The 18,881-nt window shown below is 59.5% G+C and carries 16 protein-coding genes; 1 reads left to right on the top strand and 15 read right to left on the bottom strand.

Going from position 1 to position 18,881, the window contains the following annotated elements:
• Positions 1–67 precede the first annotated feature (67 nt).
• Complete coding sequence (katG, locus tag GOW56_RS10895; protein ID WP_171205881.1) at positions 68–2,248, top strand: catalase/peroxidase HPI; 2,181 nt, start codon at positions 68–70, stop codon at positions 2,246–2,248.
• A gap of 87 nt (positions 2,249–2,335) precedes the next feature.
• Here the strand turns inward: katG and GOW56_RS10890 are convergent, their stop codons facing one another.
• From GOW56_RS10890 to GOW56_RS10815, 15 genes are all read right to left on the bottom strand, one after another.
• On the bottom strand, positions 2,336–3,850 hold the full coding sequence (locus GOW56_RS10890; protein ID WP_171205880.1) for a malonyl-CoA synthase: 1,515 nt from the start codon (positions 3,848–3,850) through the stop codon (positions 2,336–2,338).
• A gap of 332 nt (positions 3,851–4,182) precedes the next feature.
• Positions 4,183–5,697: an aldehyde dehydrogenase (NADP(+)) gene (locus GOW56_RS10880; protein ID WP_171205974.1), complete on the bottom strand. Its 1,515-nt coding sequence runs from the start codon at positions 5,695–5,697 to the stop codon at positions 4,183–4,185.
• 72 nt (positions 5,698–5,769) lie between these two features.
• Entirely contained in the window at positions 5,770–6,450 is a 681-nt protein-coding gene (locus tag GOW56_RS10875; protein ID WP_152460603.1) for a GntR family transcriptional regulator, read from the bottom strand.
• A 190-nt stretch (positions 6,451–6,640) separates the two neighbouring features.
• Positions 6,641–7,666 (bottom strand): proline racemase family protein, encoded by a 1,026-nt coding sequence (locus GOW56_RS10870; RefSeq protein WP_171170081.1) that lies wholly within the window; start codon positions 7,664–7,666, stop codon positions 6,641–6,643.
• Positions 7,667–7,673: 7 nt separating this feature from the next.
• Entirely contained in the window at positions 7,674–8,777 is a 1,104-nt protein-coding gene (locus GOW56_RS10865) for a cis-3-hydroxy-L-proline dehydratase (protein ID WP_171205879.1), read from the bottom strand.
• Positions 8,778–8,792: 15 nt separating this feature from the next.
• Positions 8,793–10,043, bottom strand: a complete 1,251-nt coding sequence (locus GOW56_RS10860) for an FAD-binding oxidoreductase (RefSeq protein ID WP_171205878.1) — start codon at positions 10,041–10,043, stop codon at positions 8,793–8,795.
• A 66-nt stretch (positions 10,044–10,109) separates the two neighbouring features.
• Entirely contained in the window at positions 10,110–11,042 is a 933-nt protein-coding gene (locus tag GOW56_RS10855) for a proline racemase family protein (protein WP_171205877.1), read from the bottom strand.
• Positions 11,033–11,992 carry a dihydrodipicolinate synthase family protein gene (locus GOW56_RS10850; protein ID WP_171205876.1) on the bottom strand — a complete coding sequence of 320 codons (960 nt, stop codon included), beginning with the start codon at positions 11,990–11,992 and terminating at the stop codon, positions 11,033–11,035. Before GOW56_RS10850 ends, GOW56_RS10855 begins: the two co-directional genes overlap by 10 nt.
• 39 nt (positions 11,993–12,031) lie before the next feature.
• The gene (locus GOW56_RS10845; RefSeq protein WP_171118191.1) at positions 12,032–12,754 is read right to left on the bottom strand and encodes an amino acid ABC transporter ATP-binding protein; all 723 of its coding nucleotides are present in this window, start codon (positions 12,752–12,754) and stop codon (positions 12,032–12,034) included.
• Positions 12,751–13,413: an amino acid ABC transporter permease gene (locus GOW56_RS10840; RefSeq protein ID WP_152460596.1), complete on the bottom strand. Its 663-nt coding sequence runs from the start codon at positions 13,411–13,413 to the stop codon at positions 12,751–12,753. Before GOW56_RS10840 ends, GOW56_RS10845 begins: the two co-directional genes overlap by 4 nt.
• A gap of 11 nt (positions 13,414–13,424) precedes the next feature.
• Entirely contained in the window at positions 13,425–14,087 is a 663-nt protein-coding gene (locus GOW56_RS10835) for an amino acid ABC transporter permease (RefSeq protein WP_171118187.1), read from the bottom strand.
• Positions 14,088–14,157: 70 nt separating this feature from the next.
• On the bottom strand, positions 14,158–14,958 hold the full coding sequence (locus GOW56_RS10830) for a transporter substrate-binding domain-containing protein (protein WP_171205875.1): 801 nt from the start codon (positions 14,956–14,958) through the stop codon (positions 14,158–14,160).
• A gap of 436 nt (positions 14,959–15,394) precedes the next feature.
• Positions 15,395–16,630 carry a Tm-1-like ATP-binding domain-containing protein gene (locus tag GOW56_RS10825; protein ID WP_171205874.1) on the bottom strand — a complete coding sequence of 412 codons (1,236 nt, stop codon included), beginning with the start codon at positions 16,628–16,630 and terminating at the stop codon, positions 15,395–15,397.
• A 13-nt stretch (positions 16,631–16,643) separates the two neighbouring features.
• Positions 16,644–17,585 (bottom strand): phosphotransferase enzyme family protein, encoded by a 942-nt coding sequence (locus tag GOW56_RS10820; RefSeq protein ID WP_171205873.1) that lies wholly within the window; start codon positions 17,583–17,585, stop codon positions 16,644–16,646.
• Positions 17,582–18,877 (bottom strand): aspartate aminotransferase family protein, encoded by a 1,296-nt coding sequence (locus GOW56_RS10815; RefSeq protein WP_171205872.1) that lies wholly within the window; start codon positions 18,875–18,877, stop codon positions 17,582–17,584. The genes GOW56_RS10820 and GOW56_RS10815 overlap by 4 nt, the downstream gene beginning before the upstream one ends.
• Positions 18,878–18,881 lie beyond the last annotated feature (4 nt).

The following is an 18,881-nucleotide window of genomic DNA, read 5'->3' as shown; positions in this document are numbered from 1 at the left end:
ATTATCGAAGCCGTGGGGTACGAGTCAAGATATCTGAACCCCTAGGTAAATACTCAGGAGATTTACAATGGACGGTACCCCCCACAATCACCAATCCGGCGGCTGCCCTGTCATGCATGGCGGCAATACTGGAACGGGCAATTCCGTCACCAAGTGGTGGCCGGATGCGCTGAACCTGGACATTCTGAGCCAGCACGACACGCGCACCAACCCGATGGATGCGGATTACAATCACCGAGAAGCGGTCAAGGGGCTGGACTTCAAGGCGGTTCGTGCCGATGTCGAGGCGTTGCTGACCGACAGCCAGGACTGGTGGCCGGCTGACTGGGGTCACTATGGCGGGCTGATGATCCGTCTGGCGTGGCACTCGGCGGGGTCTTACCGTCTGGGGGATGGTCGAGGTGGCGCCGGTTCGGGCAACATCCGGTTCGCGCCGCTGAATTCATGGCCGGACAATGCAAGCCTGGACAAAGCCCGCCGTCTGCTGTGGCCGGTGAAAAAGAAATACGGCAACGCGCTGTCCTGGGCCGATCTGATCGTTCTGTCGGGCACGGTGGCGTATGAATCCATGGGATTGAAGACCTTTGGTTTCGGCTTTGGTCGCGAAGACATCTGGGGCCCCGAGAAAGATGTTTACTGGGGTTCTGAAAACCAGTGGCTGGCCCCGTCCGAGAACCGCTATGGCGATCTGGAAACCCCCGGCACGCTGGAAAACCCTCTGGGTGCGGTGCATATGGGACTGATCTATGTGAACCCCGAAGGCGTGAACGGCAATCCGGATCCGGCCAAAACCGCGATGCATATCCGTGAAACCTTTGCGCGTATGGCGATGAATGACGAAGAGACCGCGGCATTGACCTGCGGGGGCCATACCGTCGGCAAAGCCCATGGTGCGATGCCCGGCGACAATATCGGCGCCGAGCCCGAAGCCTGCCCGGTGTCCAGCCAGGGGCTGGGATGGGAAAACCCTGATCAGAACGGCAAAGCGGCCAACGCCTTTACCTCGGGGATCGAAGGGGCGTGGACGAAAGAGCCGTTGAAATTTGACATGGGCTATTTCGACTACCTGTTCGGCTACGAGTGGGAACTGGGCAAATCACCCGCAGGTGCCCATCAGTGGCAGCCCGTCGACATGCCCGAAGACGAAAAGCCGGTCGACCCGACCGACCCCACCGTTCGTCGCATGCCGATGATGACCGATGCGGATATGGCGATGAAGGTCGACCCGACCTACAACGCGATCTGTCAGAAATTCATGGCGGATCCGGACTATTTTGCCGATACATTTGCACGTGCCTGGTTCAAGTTGACTCACCGCGACATGGGTCCGCGCGTCAACTATTATGGCCCGGACGTGCCGTCGGAAGATCTGATCTGGCAGGATCCGATCCCGGCTGGTTCGACAGATTACGACATAGATGCCGTCAAGGCCAAGATCGCAGACAGTGGCCTGACCATCGCCGAGATGATCACCACCGCCTGGGACAGTGCCCGAACCTTCCGCGGGTCGGACAAGCGCGGCGGCGCAAATGGCGCGCGCATCCGACTGGCGCCGCAAAAGGACTGGGCAGGCAACGAGCCCGAACGTCTGGCGAAAGTGCTGGGTGTGCTGGAGCCGATCGCGGCGGAAACCGGTGCCTCGGTTGCCGACGTGATCGTTCTGGCGGGCAATGTCGGGTTGGAGCAGGCGATCAACGCCGCAGGCTTTGACGTGGCGGTTCCGTTCTCGGCCGGTCGCGGCGACGCGTCGATCGAGCAGACCGATGTGGACAGCTTCTCGGTACTTGAGCCGCTGGCGGACGGGTTCCGCAACTGGCAGCTGAAGGAATACGCGGTCTCGCCAGAGGCGATGATGCTGGATCGCGCGCAACTGCTGGGTCTGACCGCGGCCGAGATGACCGTTCTGGTCGGTGGTCTGCGTGTGCTGGGTGCCAACCATGGCGGATCGCCGCATGGCGTCTTCACCGACCGGTTAGGCCAGCTGACAACCGACTTTTTCGTCAACCTGACGGATATGTCGCTGAGTTGGCATCCGGTTGGCGGAGGCACCTATGAGCTGCGCGACCGCGCCTCGGGTGAGGTCAAGTTCACCGCAACCAGCGCTGATCTGGTCTTCGGATCGAACTCGATCCTGCGCAGCTATGCTGAGGTCTACGCTCAGGACGACAATGCCGAGAAGTTCGTGCGCGACTTTGTGGCGGCATGGACCAAGATCATGAACAACGACCGGTTCGATCTGGTTGCCTGAATCATGTAATAAATCAGGCGGGGACACCCTCGCCTGATTTTCTTTTCAGGGGGCTGCATCCGCTGATCCCGCTTTCCCGAGACTCACTCACACAGTCATGAAGAGATCTTTGTATCGGTCACGCAGAATGTTCTTTTGAACCTTGCCCATCGTGTTGCGGGGCAGCTCATCCAGAACGATCAGCTTGCGCGGATGCTTGAACCGGGCCAGACCTTCGCGGACCGCACCCGTTATCGCCTCCGGATCAGGGGTCTGGCCGGGCTCTGCCACGATGACACCAACAACCGTTTCACCGAAATCGGGATGTGGCACGCCGATCACGGCGCTTTCCAGAACACCGGGTTGATCATCGAGAACCATCTCGATCTCTTTTGGGTAGATGTTGTAGCCGCCCGAAATGATCAGATCCTTGTTGCGACCGACGATATGGACGTACCCATCCTCGTCGATGCGGCCCAGATCACCGGTGATAAAAAAGCCGTTGTCGCGCAGTTCGGCAGCGGTTTTTTCAGGCATCTGCCAATACCCTTTGAACACGTTGGGCCCGCGCACTTCAATTATGCCGATCTCGCCCGCTGGCAGGGTATTGCCGTCTGAATCACAGATCTTCAGTTCGACCCCGGGCAGTGGGTGCCCGACCGTTCCGGCGCGCCGCTCGCCGTCATATGGGTTTGACGTGTTCATGTTAGTTTCAGTCATGCCATAGCGTTCAAGGATGCGATGACCCGTTCGTTCTTCGAACTGCACATGGGATTCCGCCCGCAGCGGTGCCGATCCGGAAACGAACAGGCGCATATGGGTGGCCAGTTCCCTGGTAAAACGCGGGTCGTCCAACAGGCGCGTATAGAAGGTTGGGACGCCCATCATCGACGTGGAACAGGGCAATTTGTCGATGATCTGGTCCAGATCGAATTTGGGCAGCCAGATCATGCATCCACCTGCGGCCAGCATGATATTGGTCGCGACGAACAGCCCGTGCGTGTGAAAGATCGGCAGGGCATGCAGCAGCACATCCTGCGAGGTGAAGCGCCATTCCTTGACCAGTGTCCGTGCGTTCGACAGCAGATTGTTCTGGGTCAGCATGGCGCCCTTGGACCGGCCTGTGGTTCCCGACGTGTAAAGGAACGCTGCCAGATCCTCGCCATCGCGGGCGACGGTTTCGAAACGTGTCGGCATGGTCGCGGCCAAATCTGTCAGAGACCCGGTGCCATCCGCGTTCAGCGTCTCTACCCGGGCGCCCAGCTGCGCGCCGACAGGGGTGAGTTTTCCTTCTCTTTCGGTGTCGCAGATAATCAGCGAGGCCCCGCTGTTTTCGATGAAATAGGTCAATTCATCGACCGTGTAGGCGGTATTCAGCGGCAGGAACACCAGACCGGCCTGGGCGCAGGCAGCATAAAGCGCCAGCGCCTCGGGGGTTTTTTCAAACTGCGCCGCAACGCGGTCACCGGGGTTCAGGCCCAGTTGCGTGGCCACATGCGCAATCTGCGCCGCTTTGCCGAGGAAATCCTGGTGAGAGATCGTTGTCCCGTCCAGCAACTGCAAAAAAGGTGTGCCTTTGCCGGCGTGGATGCCGAACAGGCCGTCATACAGAGGGTTAGCCATCAGGTTTACCTTTCTTGAGATATGAAAAGAGAGGTGGATGCAGCGAGGAAATTGATCTCGAATGGGGCGATCATCTCATGGGTCGTGGCGAATTGGTTTTGCTACTGGGCAACACGGGTCATTTCATACAGGTAGTTCACCAAAGTGCCAACGGATCGGGCCGTGATTGCGTTGCCCTGAACCGAATGAACAAAAGCACTGTTACCCAAAAGAAACTGTGCAATTGGATCCAGGGGCGTGTGCCTCATTCCCCTGACACTGCGCAGTTGCAACCGCCGACACCCTGCTGCGCATCGTGCTTTCAGGGTATTGGCGGGTGTCGACCGATTTCTCTATGAGAAGTGTTCCGGCAGCAATGCATCCGGCAGATTCTGATAGCAGACAGGACGCAAGAAACGTCGGATCGACAATGTGCCCACGGATGTGGCACCGAAATTGGTCGAAGCCGGGTAGGGGCCGCCATGGACCATGCTGTCACATACCTCGACCCCTGTGGGGAAGCCATTGACCAACACGCGCCCGGCTTTGCGTTCAAGGATCGGCAACAGGGACTGCGCCATGCCCATGTCGGCCTCGTCCATATGCAGGGTGCAGGTCAGCTGCCCGTGCAATCCGCGCGCGACGTTGTGCATTTCGTCGGGTGTCTCGGCAGTCACGATGATGCCCAGCGGGCCGAACACCTCTTCCGCGAGGGATGTGTTGGCCAGCCAGGTTGCGGCGCTTGTTCGGTAAAGGAAAGGGGTCGCATCGCGCTGATCGCATGTCGAAGCCAGAACCTCGTGAACGCCAGCGGTTTCAGCAACACGGGCCTGACCGTTGCGATAGGCTTTGGCGATGCCGTCGGTCAGCATGGTCTGCGCCGGAACTTCGGTCAATGCGGCCTGTGCGATCTCGGCGAAACGGTCCGTTGCTTCACCTGCCGGCATCACGACGACGCCCGGGTTGGTGCAGAACTGACCAGCGCCCATCGTCAGCGAGCCGGCCCAGCCTTTGGCGATGTCTTCACCCCGGTTTGCCAGTGCCGCATCCAGAATGAACATGGGATTGACCGATCCAAGCTCGCCAAAAAACGGAATCGGTTCGGGGCGCGCGGCGCACAGGTCGAACAGGGCGCGACCGCCCGCAAGCGATCCGGTGAACCCGACCGCCTTGATCAGAGGGTGCTGCACCAAGGCTGAACCCACAGCCGGTCCGCCGTCTTGGATCAGACTGAAAACGCCGGGATGAATGTTGCAACGGCGGATGGCCGCAAGGATGGCTTCGGCGATGATTTCGCCGGTGCCCGGATGGGCGCCGTGGCCTTTGACGACAACCGGGCAGCCGGCAGCCAGTGCGGCGGCGGTGTCCCCCCCGGCGGTGGAAAATGCCAGCGGGAAATTTGATGCGCCGAACACCGCGACCGGGCCGATCGGGCGCTGGATCATTTTCAGATCGGGCCGGGGCAGGGGTGCACGGTCTGGCAGCGCGCTGTCGTGGCGCCGGTCCAGATAATCGCCGCTGAGGATATGCGTTGCGAACAGCCTCAGCTGCCCCGACGTGCGGCCCCGCTCACCTTGCAGCCGAGCCTCGGGCAGGCCGGTTTCCTGAGTGCCGATCTCGGTGATTGCATCGGCGCGCGCTTCGATCTCGTCGGCAATGGCGTTCAGAAAGGCGGCGCGTTCTTCCCGAGTGGAATAGCCATAACTCCAAAACGCCTCTTCCGCGGCCTGCGCAGCGGCGTCGACGTCTGAAATGCGACCTTTCGAAAAGTCATGCGATGGCCCATGTGCGGGTTGTGATGCAAAGAAATCGTCACCAGCAAGCCAGTTGCCGGCGATCAGATGCTTGCCATGCGGGGTAAAGGTCATTTGGGCCTCGTGTTTCGGGATGTCCAGATTTATGGATAATGTATCCAAAATGACGGGACATGCAAGACCGCCCTAGGGTTCGTCTGTCCCGCGCTTCGATGCGATCATTTCCAGAAGCTGTTCCTTGGTCCGGCGAATATGCTGGGCCAAGACCTCGCAGGCTTTGTCCACATTGCCTTCCCGGGCCAGCCGCAACAGATCACGATGCTCCTTTTTTGCGGGTTCGCGCTGTTTCATCACGCTCAGATGCATCCTGACATAGCGATCCGATTGCAGGTTGACGCGGTCCAGCAATTCGTTGGTCAGCTTCCGCTGTGACGCCGCATAAAGCGCCGAGTGATACTGATAGTTCAATATCCCCCACTTGCCGACGTCATTTTCATCATACGACGCTTCCATCTGCTTGAGGATTTCGTCGCAACGCGCAAATTCCCCTGGGCCCATATTCGGGATGGCCCGGCGGAACAGATCGACTTCGATCAGGATGCGAAGATCGAAAATTTCACCGATTTCGTCGAGGGAATGCTTGGTCACCGAGCCGCCGCGATTGTTGGCCCATTGCACCAGACCTTCGGCATTCAGGCGCTTCAGCGCCTCGCGGATCGGCATGCGAGAGACATCATATTCCTCGGCCAGTGCTTCCTGCCGGATCGTCTCACCCTCGGCGAGTTCGCCGCTGAGGATACGTTCACGCAGATCATTTGCGATGACGTCCGGTAGGCTTTGTTTCGTGATCGCGCGTTTTCCTGCCATTTCCAATATCCCGCCACGGTTTTTGGATACAATTACCCGCAATCACGGACTTTTCCAAGCCGAACTTGGATTTCGACCCATGTTCAACCCCTGCCCGAGATTTGAAAAAAGGCCTGAATCTGATGATGAAACCGCAACGAGGCCGCGTATCTTCAGACTTTTCCGTTTTCGAAAACCGTGCCTGCTGACGTCAAACGCCCCAGGTGTCAGACAGGCGATATCCACTGGGCCATGGATCGTCAGGGTCCAACATGTGCTGATGAATTCCGGTGATCCAACCGCGACCGCTGATTTCAGGAACGATCGCCGCGCGGCCACCGACCTGCGCAGTGTCAATGATCCGCCCGGTGAATCGCGATCCGATGATCGAGACAGCCTCGAAGGTCTGGCCGGGTTTCATCACCCCCTTGGCCGCCATCAGCGCCATGCGCGCGGATACAGCGGTGCCCGTCGGCGAACGGTCGACCTTACCCGGCTGGATCGCCACGGCGGACTTGCCGCTCAGGCCGGTTTCCGTTTCATTCAACGGGCCGCAAAAGGCGCAGAACGATATATGATCCCAGTCCGGGTTCTCGGGATGCGAGAATCCAAGCTGCTCATTGGCGGCGTTTGTGATCTTGACCCCCAGCCGGGCAATGTCGCGGGCCTCGTGGTCGACGATTGCGAACCCAAGCGCCTGCGCATCGACGACCACGAAACTGTCGCCGCCATAAGCGGTGTCTACCGTGATCGTGCCCAGTCCGGATACCTCAAGCGGGACGGACAGCTTGTCGGCGAAACTGGGCAGGTTCTGGACAAAGATGCGCTGTGCCTTGCCATCGCGGCATTCCGCACGTACCCGGACCAACCCGCCCGGTGCCTCGAGCACCATATGGGTTTCCGGCTCGTGCATTGGAATGATCCCGCCATCCAGCAACACGGTTGAGACACAGATCGAGTTGGACCCCGACATGGGCGGCGTGTCTTCGGGTTCCATGATGATCCAGGCGGCGTCCGCCTCGGGGTGTTTTGGCGGAACCAGAAGGTTGACATGCCGGAACACACCACCGCGTGGTTCGTTCAGAACAAAGTTGCGCAGGGTCTGGTCCCGCGCAATGAAGCTTCGCTGTTCCCAGAGAGTGTCGCCCGGCGGTGGGGCGACACCCCCGACGATGACATCCCCAACCTCACCTTCGGCATGGGCCGAGATCACATGTACGGTTTTGCTGCTGCGCATGTTTACCTCAGCTATATTGCGCGACGGGGGCACCCAGCGCGTCGAAGATCGGTGTGACGCCCAGACCGGGGCGATCTGCTGCGGTCATCCGGCCATTGACTCGCTTTGGCGCGCCCTCGGCGATGTCCACGGTACCATAGGAATTGAAATCGGTGGCCGAGAACGTGAACTCGGACGGTGTCGACCGCGCCAGATGAGCGATGGCGGCGGTGGTGACATCGCCCCCCCAGGTGTCTTCGATGGTCATCGGGATACCATGTGCGACGCAAAGATCGCGCATCAGCCTTGCCTTGCTCAAACCTCCTACCTTTGAGATTTTCAGGTTGATCACGTCCATGGCGTCGTCGGCAATGCCGCGGACCAATGTGTTGGGCGTGTCGATGACCTCATCCATCACGAAGGGCAGCGCGGTGCGCCGGCGGATCGACACGCATTCCTCATAAGTCAAACAGGGTTGTTCCACATAGACATCCATGCCCGCGATGGCGCCTACGACACGCGCGGCCTCGTGCCGGGTCCAGCCAGTGTTGGCATCCGCCACCAGCAGGTCGGTCTTTTTCAGAACCGCGCGGGTGGCGTGAATGCGGTCGATGTCGTCATTGGCGTCGCCGCCCACTTTCAGTTGAAACTTCGTATAGCCTTCGGCCGCATAACCTTCGATCTTTTGCGCCATGATGTCCGGTGCTTCCTGGCTGATTGCGCGATACAGCACCACGTCCTGTTGCGCGTCGCCGCCCAACAGGGTGTAAAGGGGTTGCCCGGTCGCCTTGCCCAGCAGATCCCAGCAGGCGATATCAACAGGCGCCTTGGCATAAGGGTGGCCACGCAGGGCGCCATCCATGGTGCGATTGATCTGGCCGATATTCAGCGGATCCTGCCCGATCAGATGTGGCGACAATTCCGCCAGCCCGGCCCTGACGCCCAGTGCAAAGGACGGAAGATAAGCCGATCCCAGCGGGCAGCATTCGGCATACCCCTTGAGACCTTCATCCGTGATGATCTCGAGAACGGTGCTGTCGAAGACTTCGACATAGTTGCCATTGGACCAGCTATAGCGACCTTCCTTCAGCGGCAGATCCACCTGATATACGTTCAGTGCAGTGATTTTCATGTGGTGTTCTCCTGATCAGAAGCGTGTGGATGCGAAAGGCTTCATGTCGAGCGCGGGTTTTGTGTTCGTGACCAGATCCGCGACCAGTTCCGCCGTGCCTGCGGATTGCGTCAAACCCAGATGGCCATGTCCGAAGGCGTAAAACACCTGTGGCGCACGCGCCGAGCGGTCGATCAGCGGCAAACTGTCGGGCAGCGACGGCCGAAAGCCCATCCATTGCGTGCCGCCTTCCAAATTCAGGCCAGGCATGAAGCGCCCGGCCTTTGCCAGAAGCGCGTCGGCGCGTTTGTAATTGGGCGGCAATTCCAGCCCGCCCAACTCGACCGCGCCACCGATGCGCACACCGCCGTTGATCCGCGTCACCACAAATCCGTGGCCACCGAATGTCAGATGGGTGCGCAGATCAAAGGCCCCTTGGGGCAGGGTCGTGTTGTACCCGCGCTCGGTTTCCAGAGGGATGCGATCACCCAGGGTTTTCGCCAGGTGATGAGACCACGCCCCGGCGGCCACGATCACCTGTCTTGCATCAATTTCACCGATCGCAGTCGTCAGACGAACGCCCGCATCCATGGGTGTGAGCGCGCTGATTGTCGCGATTTCGACCTGACCGCCACGGGCGGTGAACCGGGTGGCCAAATGTCTTGTCCAGCTGGCCGGATCGACCGTGTTCATCCAGGTGGGTGTAAAACCCGCATGGGTAAATCGTCGGTCAAGCCCGGGCTGGATTTCCGCAATCGCGTCGGGGTTGTCCAGCAGGTCAAAGGGGATGCCGTGATCCTTGCGCCTGTCCCATGTGGGCAGACTGGCGCGGAATTCGCCTTCACTTTCGAACAACTGCAACTGGCCTTCGCGTTGCATCAGCGCTTCGCCGTCGACATCCGCGATCTGGCGTTCCAGCGCCGCGCGGCTGTGATCCATCAAAGCAGCCTGTGCCGACAAGGCCGCAGCATAGCGATCCTGCCAACTGGCCCGCCAGAACCGCAGCATCCACGGTGCGATGTTCAAAGCGTAAGAGGGGGGGATTGAAAGCGGACCCAATGGATCAAACAGCCATTTCGGAGCTTTGCGCATGATCCCGGGGGTGGCCAACGGCACGATATCGGTAAAGGCAAAAGCTCCGGCATTCCCTTTCGAGGCACCGGCTCCTACGCCTTCGCGATCCAAAACCAGAACCTGTTTGCCGCGCTTTTGCAATTCCAGTGCCGTGCTGATCCCAATGATACCGGCACCGATCACAACAATATCCGTCGGGTTGTCTTGCAGCATGGCCAGATCTTTTCAAACTGTGGTTCGGTACCGGGGGCCGGATTGCGCCAGTCCCCGATGGTTTTGTCAAAGAAGGATCCCGCCGCGGAACGGATCGTTTTGCGCGAAAATCAATGTGCCCTCGGCCATGATATGCGCCTGCCCGGTCAGGGTTGGAATGACGCCGCCATTGGGGCCGGGCTGATAGCTCAGCCGGTAGGAACTGCCGATCACGCTTTCCTGCACGATCTCAACCCCCGGAGCCAGAACCCCATCCGCCGCCAGACAGGCCAGACGCGCCGAACTGCCGGTCCCGCACGGGGATCGGTCATATTGATCGTCCGGGCACAGGACGAAATTCCGGCTGTGAACGTCTTTGTCCGGGGATTTGTCCTGCAAGATCACGTGGTCCACCGGTTCCCCGTTTTCACCACGCACATTCTGGTCGATGCAGGCTTTGCGAATTGCAATGGTCAGATCGGTGAGGGCACGGATGTTGCCGGGATTCACGTCCATCGGACTGGGATCGACAATGAAGAACCAGTTACCACCATAGGCCAGATCGCCGGTCACTTTTCCATGGCCTTCGACTTCAACAGACACAGAAGCCCTGACCCGGCGGCTTTCGATATTGGTGACGCGCACCGTATTGGCGTCCAACAGCTCAACCGAGATGACGCCGGCCGGCGTTTCGACCCTGTGCGTTCCCGGACCGATCCGGCCCAGATGCGCCAGAGTGACCCCAAGGCCGATGGTGCCGTGACCGCACATGCCCAGAACGGCGTCGGCATCGAAATAAATCACGCCGGTTTCGCAGCCAGACGTTTCCGGGGCGACCAGAAGCGCCCCGACCATGCCGGGTTGGCCTCGCGGCTCCAGAAGGACCGATTTGTAGAAAGCCTTGTGCTCGGTGGCCAGACGTTGCGCGCGCTCGACCAGCGGGCCCGACCCCAGATCGGGGCCGCCGTTCAGGATGACCCGCGTGGGCATGCCTCCGGTATGGCTGTCGATTACATGCATTCAGCGATGACTCCGCCCTGGCTGGACCAGTCGGCAAACCATGTGCGGAACAGTCTGTATTGCTGTTCGCAGTAGTTGCGCTGGGCATCCGTCAGTTCGTCGGTTTCGTTGAAGTGCAAGCGGTATTCCTCTTCACCGTTCAGGACCAGAAGGTGCTTGTAATACAGCACCAGATCGGTGCCTTCGTCAAAGCTGGCCAGCACGCCAAAGGCTTCTTCAAGCTCGCGCGCGCGCAGGCGCGCTTCGGCATGGCCCGCCGCCGCTTTCTGGCACAGGGCGGCCAGCAGCAGTGCCTCTTTGGGCAAGGCAGTACCAATACCGGTAATCGATCCGGTAGCGCCGCAGTTGACGAAGCCATGGTAAACCTCGGTGTCCACACCAACCATCAGTGTCACCTGATCATCTTTCGAGGTGATGTGTTCCGCGGCGTAGCGCAGGTCGCCTTTGCCTCCGAATTCCTTGAACCCAACCAGGTTCGGATGATCTGCACGCAATTCCAGGAACAAATCGGCGCGGGTGGCGAAGCCGTAAACGGGGCTGTTGTAAATGATGGCCGGAATATCCGGCGCGGCTGACAGGATTGCCTTGAAGTGGTTGCGCTGTGCCGGGATGGACGATCCGCGCGACAGCACACGTGGGATGACCATAAGCCCTGCCGCGCCGACCTTTTGCGCATGTGCAGCCAGCGCCACGGCAGATTTCGAGTTTATCGCACCGGTGCCGACGACGACAGGAAGGCCGGCGTCGATCAGGCGTTCGACACCTTGCATGCGTTCGGCATCCGACAGCAACGGCCAGTCGCCCATCGAGCCGCAATACACCACGGCAGACATGCCTGCCTGGATCATTTCCTTGCCCTTTTTCACCAGGGCATCGAAATCCGGGGTCCGGTCGGCTTTGCACGGGGTCATCAGGGCTGGCATGGTGCCGGTGAAGATATTCTTGGACATGAAGGTGATCTTCCTCGTTGTTTCAGGGGGCCAGTGCACTCAGCGCACGTTGGCCAGGAATTTACGGGTGTGTTCGGATTGCGCATCACCGAATATCTGCCCGGGCGGACCGATCTCTTCCATCACGCCCTGATGGAAGAAAGCAACCCGGTCCGACACATCGCGTGCGAAACCCATCTCGTGCGTGACACAGATCATGGTCATCCCTTCTTCGGCCAAAAGGCGCATCGTGTCGAGAACCTCGCCCACCAGTTCGGGATCCAACGCTGACGTCGCCTCATCAAACAGCATGTATTCCGGCTCCATCGCAAGCGCGCGGGCGATGGCCAGACGCTGTTGCTGGCCACCCGAAAGGGCGGATGGGTAGACGTCGAGCTTTTCGCCCAGGCCAACATGGGTCAGTTGGCGGGCGGCGATATCGCGGGCTTCTGATTTTGACAGTCCTTTGACGATCTTGGGGGCCAGCGCGACGTTTTCCAATGCGGTCAGGTGGGGAAAGCTGTTCCATTGCTGAAACACCATTCCCAGCTTTGTGCGCAGCTTGTTGATATCGGTGCCTTTGGCATGAACATCTGTGCCATCCACTATGACCGAGCCTTGCTGGATCGGTTCCAGCCCGTTGATGCAATACAGCAGGGTCGATTTACCGGAGCCCGATGCGCCGATCACCGACAGGACCTCTCCTTTCTGCACATCTAGATCGATGCCCTTCAGCACATGCAATGCGCCGAAGTACTTGTGCAGGTCGCGAATTTCGATCATTGGGCCCACCTTTTTTCAAGAGACGCGGAATAGCGCGAAATCGGATAGCTGAGCGCGAAATAGAACGCGCCTGCGATTGTCAGGATCAGGAAAGGTTCCTGCGTCCGGGTGATCAGGATCTGACTGGCCTTGAGCAGTTCGACATAGCCCAGCACCGAAACCAACGCGCTGTCTTTCATCACTCCCAATGCGACACCGACCCAGGCCGGGAACACCGCGCGCCCGCCAATCGGGAAGACGACATAGCGCAGATCCTGCCAATAGGTCATGCCCAGACTGCGCGCGGCACGGCGCATCGGCGCACCGACGGCCTCGATCCCGCCGCGTGCGACATTCGCAACCAAGGCGGCCGTGTAGATCGACAGGATCACCACGCCCGAGGCGAACGGGTCCAGATTGAGCCCGACAATGGGCGCAAAGTTGTAGAACAGCACCAGTTGGATGATCAGCGGGACGGAACGGAAAACATCCAGAAACGGGGCCACTGTGAGGGCTGCGGCCAGCTTGCCCTCGTACAGGATCCACCCGCATACCACGCCAAGAAGCGTTCCGATGGATATCGACAGAACCGAAATCCAGAGTGTCCGCAGGGCCGCTTCGCCCAGAAACCACAGATCATTGATGGTGAAGCCGCTGAAAAAGCTGACAGTGGGTTCCATCCGAGCGTCCTTCAGTAGCGAAAGAGCCGGGTCGCCAGCAGGCGTGAGGCTCCGAGAATGATTTTGACGATCACGTAGTAGATGATCGCGGTGACGGCGAAATATTCAAAGATGCGGAAGGTGCGCGAGGCAAAGAACTGCGTCTCGCCTGACAGCTCGCGGAAACCGACCAGCATGCCCAGCGAGGACATGAGCACGGCCCAGACCATCTGATTGGTGATCGGGTGATAGACGATGCGAAACACCTGCGGGATCACCACGCGTGTGTAAGCCTGCCACGCGGTCATGCCCAGAGAACGAGAGGCCCGCAGTTGCGTCTCGGGGACGGCCTGGAAACCTCCGCGAAAGTTTTCGGCCAGATAGCCGGCGCAATTGAAGGTCAAACCCGCCAGCACGATGAAGTAAGGCGACAGGTGCAGGCCGAATGCGCCAAGCCCGAAGCCGAAAAAGAACAGCTGAAACAGGGCGGGCGTGTTTCGGGCCAGTTCAACCCAGGCCGAGGCGAACCAGTACAGCGGCCCCTTCAGGTGCAGCCGCGTCAGCGCAAGACACAGGCCGATGAGGATGCCCAGGATCATCGCCAGAACCGCGACTTGCAAGGTCAGCAGCGATGCCTCAAGCAAGTCCGGCAGGCTTTTCATGACCGGCCGCCAGTGGAAGTTGTAATCGAACACAGGTTTTTTCCGAATTGACCGGCTCTTTCGCCCGGCCGAAACCCGACGAAAGAGCACTTGGGGGGTGAAATCAGTACATCACGCCGGGGATGCGCAGCTCGGGGGCTTCGCCTCCGACATATTTGCCCCACAGTTCCTGGTACCGGCCCGAGCGCACCTGATGCGTGACAAACAGGTTCAGGAAATTCAGCCAGGTGACGTCCTGTCGTTTGCCCACGACCGAGGTGTAGTCGGTGGTCCAGGGCATACGGGGGCCGGCCAGCACCGTTTCATACTGCTGGGTGATCGGCAGAACGGCGGTGTTGGTGGTGATGCCGATATCGGCCTTGCCCTGCGCGACCGCCAGAAACACCTCGTTTTCCGACTGATAGCCCTGATAATTGCCTTCCTCACCCCATTCGGCGGCAATCTTCAGCCATTCCTGTTCTGGCACGGTGCCAATCGCGGCGGCGACGCGTTTGCCACGGATGTCTTCGAAGGTTTCGATCCCGCTGTCCGCGTTCACGACGCCCTGCGCATAGTAGATTGCATAGGGAATGCTGAAGCCCACGGTCCGCGCCCGTTCAAGGCTGTCCGAGGTTGCGCCGAACACGACGTCGGCGCGCCCGGTCACGATGACCGGCAGGCGTTCGGCCCAGGTCAAAGGCAGGATTTCCGCCTCAACTTCAAGCGCCGCGGCCAGATCATTGCAGTAATCCACGTCAAAACCCGCCGGTTCGTTGCTGGCGTCGCGATACCCGATCGGCGGAAAGTCCAGAACAACGCCGCAGCGAAGAGTACCGCGATCTACGACATCGTCGAGCGTGTCCGCCATCGCAGGACCTGTTGTGAAAGTGGTGAAGGCCGCCAAAGCGACGAGTTTCTTGAGCATGTGATCCTCCCTGAATCAAAGATGCGATCACGAATAAAGGATATTGGATCCAACATCCATAAAAAATTTCCACCGGCAACAGAAACGGGCCCGTACCCGGCTACAGGATGGATTAAGTGTTCAAGAAACGCCCTTGGCTGATTGATCGTCTTGGGGGTGGGGGCAAGCCGATGATCCAATCGTTCAAAACGTTGTGGAGACGCTTTCTGCGCAACATCCCCATGAATAACCGGTCATTCTGATCCGGTCCGCGCGGCGCAGCTTGCACCGGGCCGGGATGGACGAAGACAACCGCAACACGTTCTGGAACCCTCCGCCTGAAGACTGGGTGCTCGAGGGTCACGGAACCGACCTGCACAACCCGGACAGGTACCCCCATTCGCTGTAAGACAACGCGCAGGGTTGTTTTTCCCTTTCCCGATGCCGCCAATGGCGTTCAGTCTGTTCTGATGACGCCGGTTTCCACCCACGTGTCAAATCGCGACAGAACAGCTTCGCAGAAAGCCGCGTCGTTGATGTGAACATCCAGCTCGGTCATTGGCACCCGGCCGGGCATGACCTTGCGCGCCTCGTCCACCATTTCTGCCAGAGCCTCTGGATCATGCACCTCTTCGCCTTCCCTGTCCCAGGCCTCGACGCCCTGAACGGGCAAAAAGAAATGCACCGGCCCGGTTGCGGCTTCCAGCCGGTTGGCGAGTTCCCGAATCCAGGCGCGCCGTTCGGCGCCGTTGAAGACCGAGCTTTTGATCAGGCGGTTGTGTTCGTGGAACGGGCGATCGGCATATTGTTCGGGGATGTCCTGCCAACCCGCAAAATCCAATAGATCCAGCGCACCGGGCGCCACCATCTGGGGCGTTCCTACGCGCCCGGCATTGGTGACCCGGTCATCGCCGCTGGACACGACAGAGCCCGCCATCAGGTTGCCAAATTCCTGCATGCAGAAGTCCATCACGCAGGCAAACGCGCCTTCGCCCGCCAGTTTTTCATAGGCCATGCCGCCCATGCCGGTAGAGTGGAACACGGCCACTTCAAAGCCGCGGTCTTCCAGTGCCGGTTTCAGAATTTTCATGTAACGCAGGCAGGACGAACCAAGGCTGGTCATCCCGATCAGAGGTTTGCTGCGATCGGGTGCGGTCGCTGCCCTGGCTGCGCCCACGACGGCCCCGGCAGCCTGGCTGAGCGACGATTTGCAGATCGAATTCATGCCATACAGGCCGCCGGCCCACAGGATCATCTGAACATCCGGCGCCAACCGGTGCGGAGGGATCAGAGGCGAGAAGCTGACCGTTGACACGATATATTTGGGAACGCCCATCGGCAAAGCCTGTGCACAATCCAGCGCAAGGTCTGTACCCATGGTCCCGCCCGTGGCCAGCATCCCGTCAAATCGACCTTCTGAATAGGCCCGCGCAACAACTTTTGCGGCCCCTGCGGACATCACGCGAAAGGCTTTGTTCTCGTCTCCTTGCGCGATGACCTGTTCTATTGTCATGCCGCCGGCAGCGGCAACGTCGTGTTTCGAGATATCCGTCGATTCGGACGGATCACCCAGAACCGATACATCCATGGTCAGCACGTCAGCGCCCTGCGCTCTGACCGCCTTTTCGATAAACCGCATTTCGGGCTCTTTGGTATCATACGTACCAATCAGCAGGATTGTCTTTTGGGCCATTGGTGCCTCCTGTCTAGGTGTGCTGTTGAAGGTATTGGGACATCAACGCCCGGGCGGTTTCAATGAACCGCTCATTGCGTATGCCCGATCCATCTTCGTTCAGTCGGGATGCAACCCATCCCACGTAGGTTACGGCGCGCAGTGCCATGAACAGGTCGAGTTGGCGGGTGCAGATCGGTCGTTCAGATCGATACCCCGCCAGCAAAGCACCGCGCAGCTGGTTGAAATCAGGTTCGTGCAGGTTCTTGAGAAGCGTCGTTGCGATATCAAACAGGCGAAAACCGAACCCGGCATCGTCGAAATCAATCAGCCACAGTTTGTCCCCGTCAACCATGACGTTTTCGCGGACAAGATCGGCGTGGATCAGGCCGTAATCCAACTGATTTTCCGCGCGCCGAAGGTCACGATCTGCGATATCTCGGAACGCGAGGAACAGGGCCCGGTCCGTTTTTCCAAGCGTTGGGTTTTCCCAGAAACGACCCCAGACAGGGGCGTCTCCAAGCAGCCCGCTGCGATCCCATGACCAACGCACGAAGTCCTGAGGAGGTGTCCATTGGTCGCTGATGTGGTGCAGCCGTGCCATTTCCCGGCCGATTGAGCAAAAGACGCCTGTCCTGTCCTGATGCGTCAAAGCCTGTCCTGTCGCACCCAAAGGGCGGCCCGGCAACCAGTCGAGTATGTCGACCTGAATACCGTCCACCAGATGCAGATAGCGCCCATCTGCGGCCGGAACGGGCGTTGGAACCCGGACCCCGTTTTTGCCGAGAACAGCCATCCACTGTAGCTCTGACCGGAGTTCGGCATCCGTTCGCAAGCCCTTGCGATGCAGTCTCAGGGCATAGGCGGTCTGGCCTGCCTGAACGCGATAGACGCGGTTTTCCCGAGCCGCCACAAGAGACGCCTGGCCATCAGCCAGCCCCCAAAGGGACAGCGCATGTTCCACGATCTGCTTCATGCCACCAGCGGCGTTTCCGCCAACACGTCGTCCAGCGTGTCGAAAAGAAGATCCGCGTTTTCGACAGAGAATGGCATGGGCGGGCGAATTTTCAGAGTATTCTTGTGACGCCCAAGCTTGGAGTGAATGATCCCGCGCTGGCGCATGGCGTTGATGATACGGTCAGTGAATTCACCGGCGGGTTCCTTGCTGTCGCGATCAAGGACCATTTCAGCCCCGAATATCAGCCCCGAGCCGCGTATGTCTCCGATGACGTCACATTTTTCTTTCAAAAGGTTCAGCCGTTTTCGCGCGTGGTCGCCAACGGATCTGGCATGTGCGACCAGGCTCTGGTCTTCGATCTCGTCCAAAACCGCCATCGCGGCAGCACAGGAAACAGGGTTTCCGCCAAACGTGTTGAAGTACCGATATCCCTTGCGGAATGCCGAAATGATCTCGGAACCTGTGACCACGCCGCCCACCGGATGGCCGTTGGCCATGGGTTTGCCCAAGGTCATGACATCCGGCACAACGCCCAACTTCTGGTGCGCCCACATGTGGGTGCCGGTTCGGCCAAAGCCTGATTGCACCTCGTCGCAGATCAGCAGGCCCCCGGCCTGGCGGACGACCTTGGCCGTGGGTGCCAGCCAACCGTCCGGATTGTCGGGAAACCCCTCGTTCAGAAAATAAGGGCAGAGGATCAATGCGGCAAAACCGGTGCCGGCCTTTTCGTGTTCCGCAATTTGTTCCGCCACGGCATCGGCGAATTTTGACCCATCCGGGTCGGGATGGCGATAGCTGTCGGGTGCGCTGACAAAGCGGAAATACCGGCCCAGACCGAAGCCGACTGTCGGGATGTTCGATCTGCTCAACTGGCTGACCAGCGCGGTATTGCCGTGATAGGTGGTGTCGGTGGCAATGATCCCTCGTTTTCCGGTCATCGCCTCGGCCATTCGCAGAGCAATGTCATTTGCCTCGGAACCGGTACAGGTGAGGATGGCCGTATCCAGGGATTCGTCCATCGTTCCGGTCAGTTTTTCCACATAGTCCAGAATCCCGTCATGCAGATACCGGGTGTGCGTGTTGAGCGTGCGCGCCTGACGACAGATCGCCTCGACCACGCGCGGGTTGCAATGCCCCACATGAGGCACGTTGTTGTAGCAATCCAGATACTTGCGCCCGTCCGCATCCCACAGCCAGACGCCTTCACCTTTCACGAAATGAACGGGTTCGTCATAGAAGGTCGATACATTGGGCCCCAGCAACCGGGCCCTGCGTTCAATGAGTTCCGCGGATTTCGCTGAAAGGGTCATGCGG

Origin of the sequence: Ruegeria sp. HKCCA0235A (genome assembly GCF_013033235.1) — a bacterium.
Lineage (GTDB): Bacteria > Pseudomonadota > Alphaproteobacteria > Rhodobacterales > Rhodobacteraceae > Ruegeria.
This window is presented reverse-complemented; position numbering and strand designations above follow the sequence as displayed.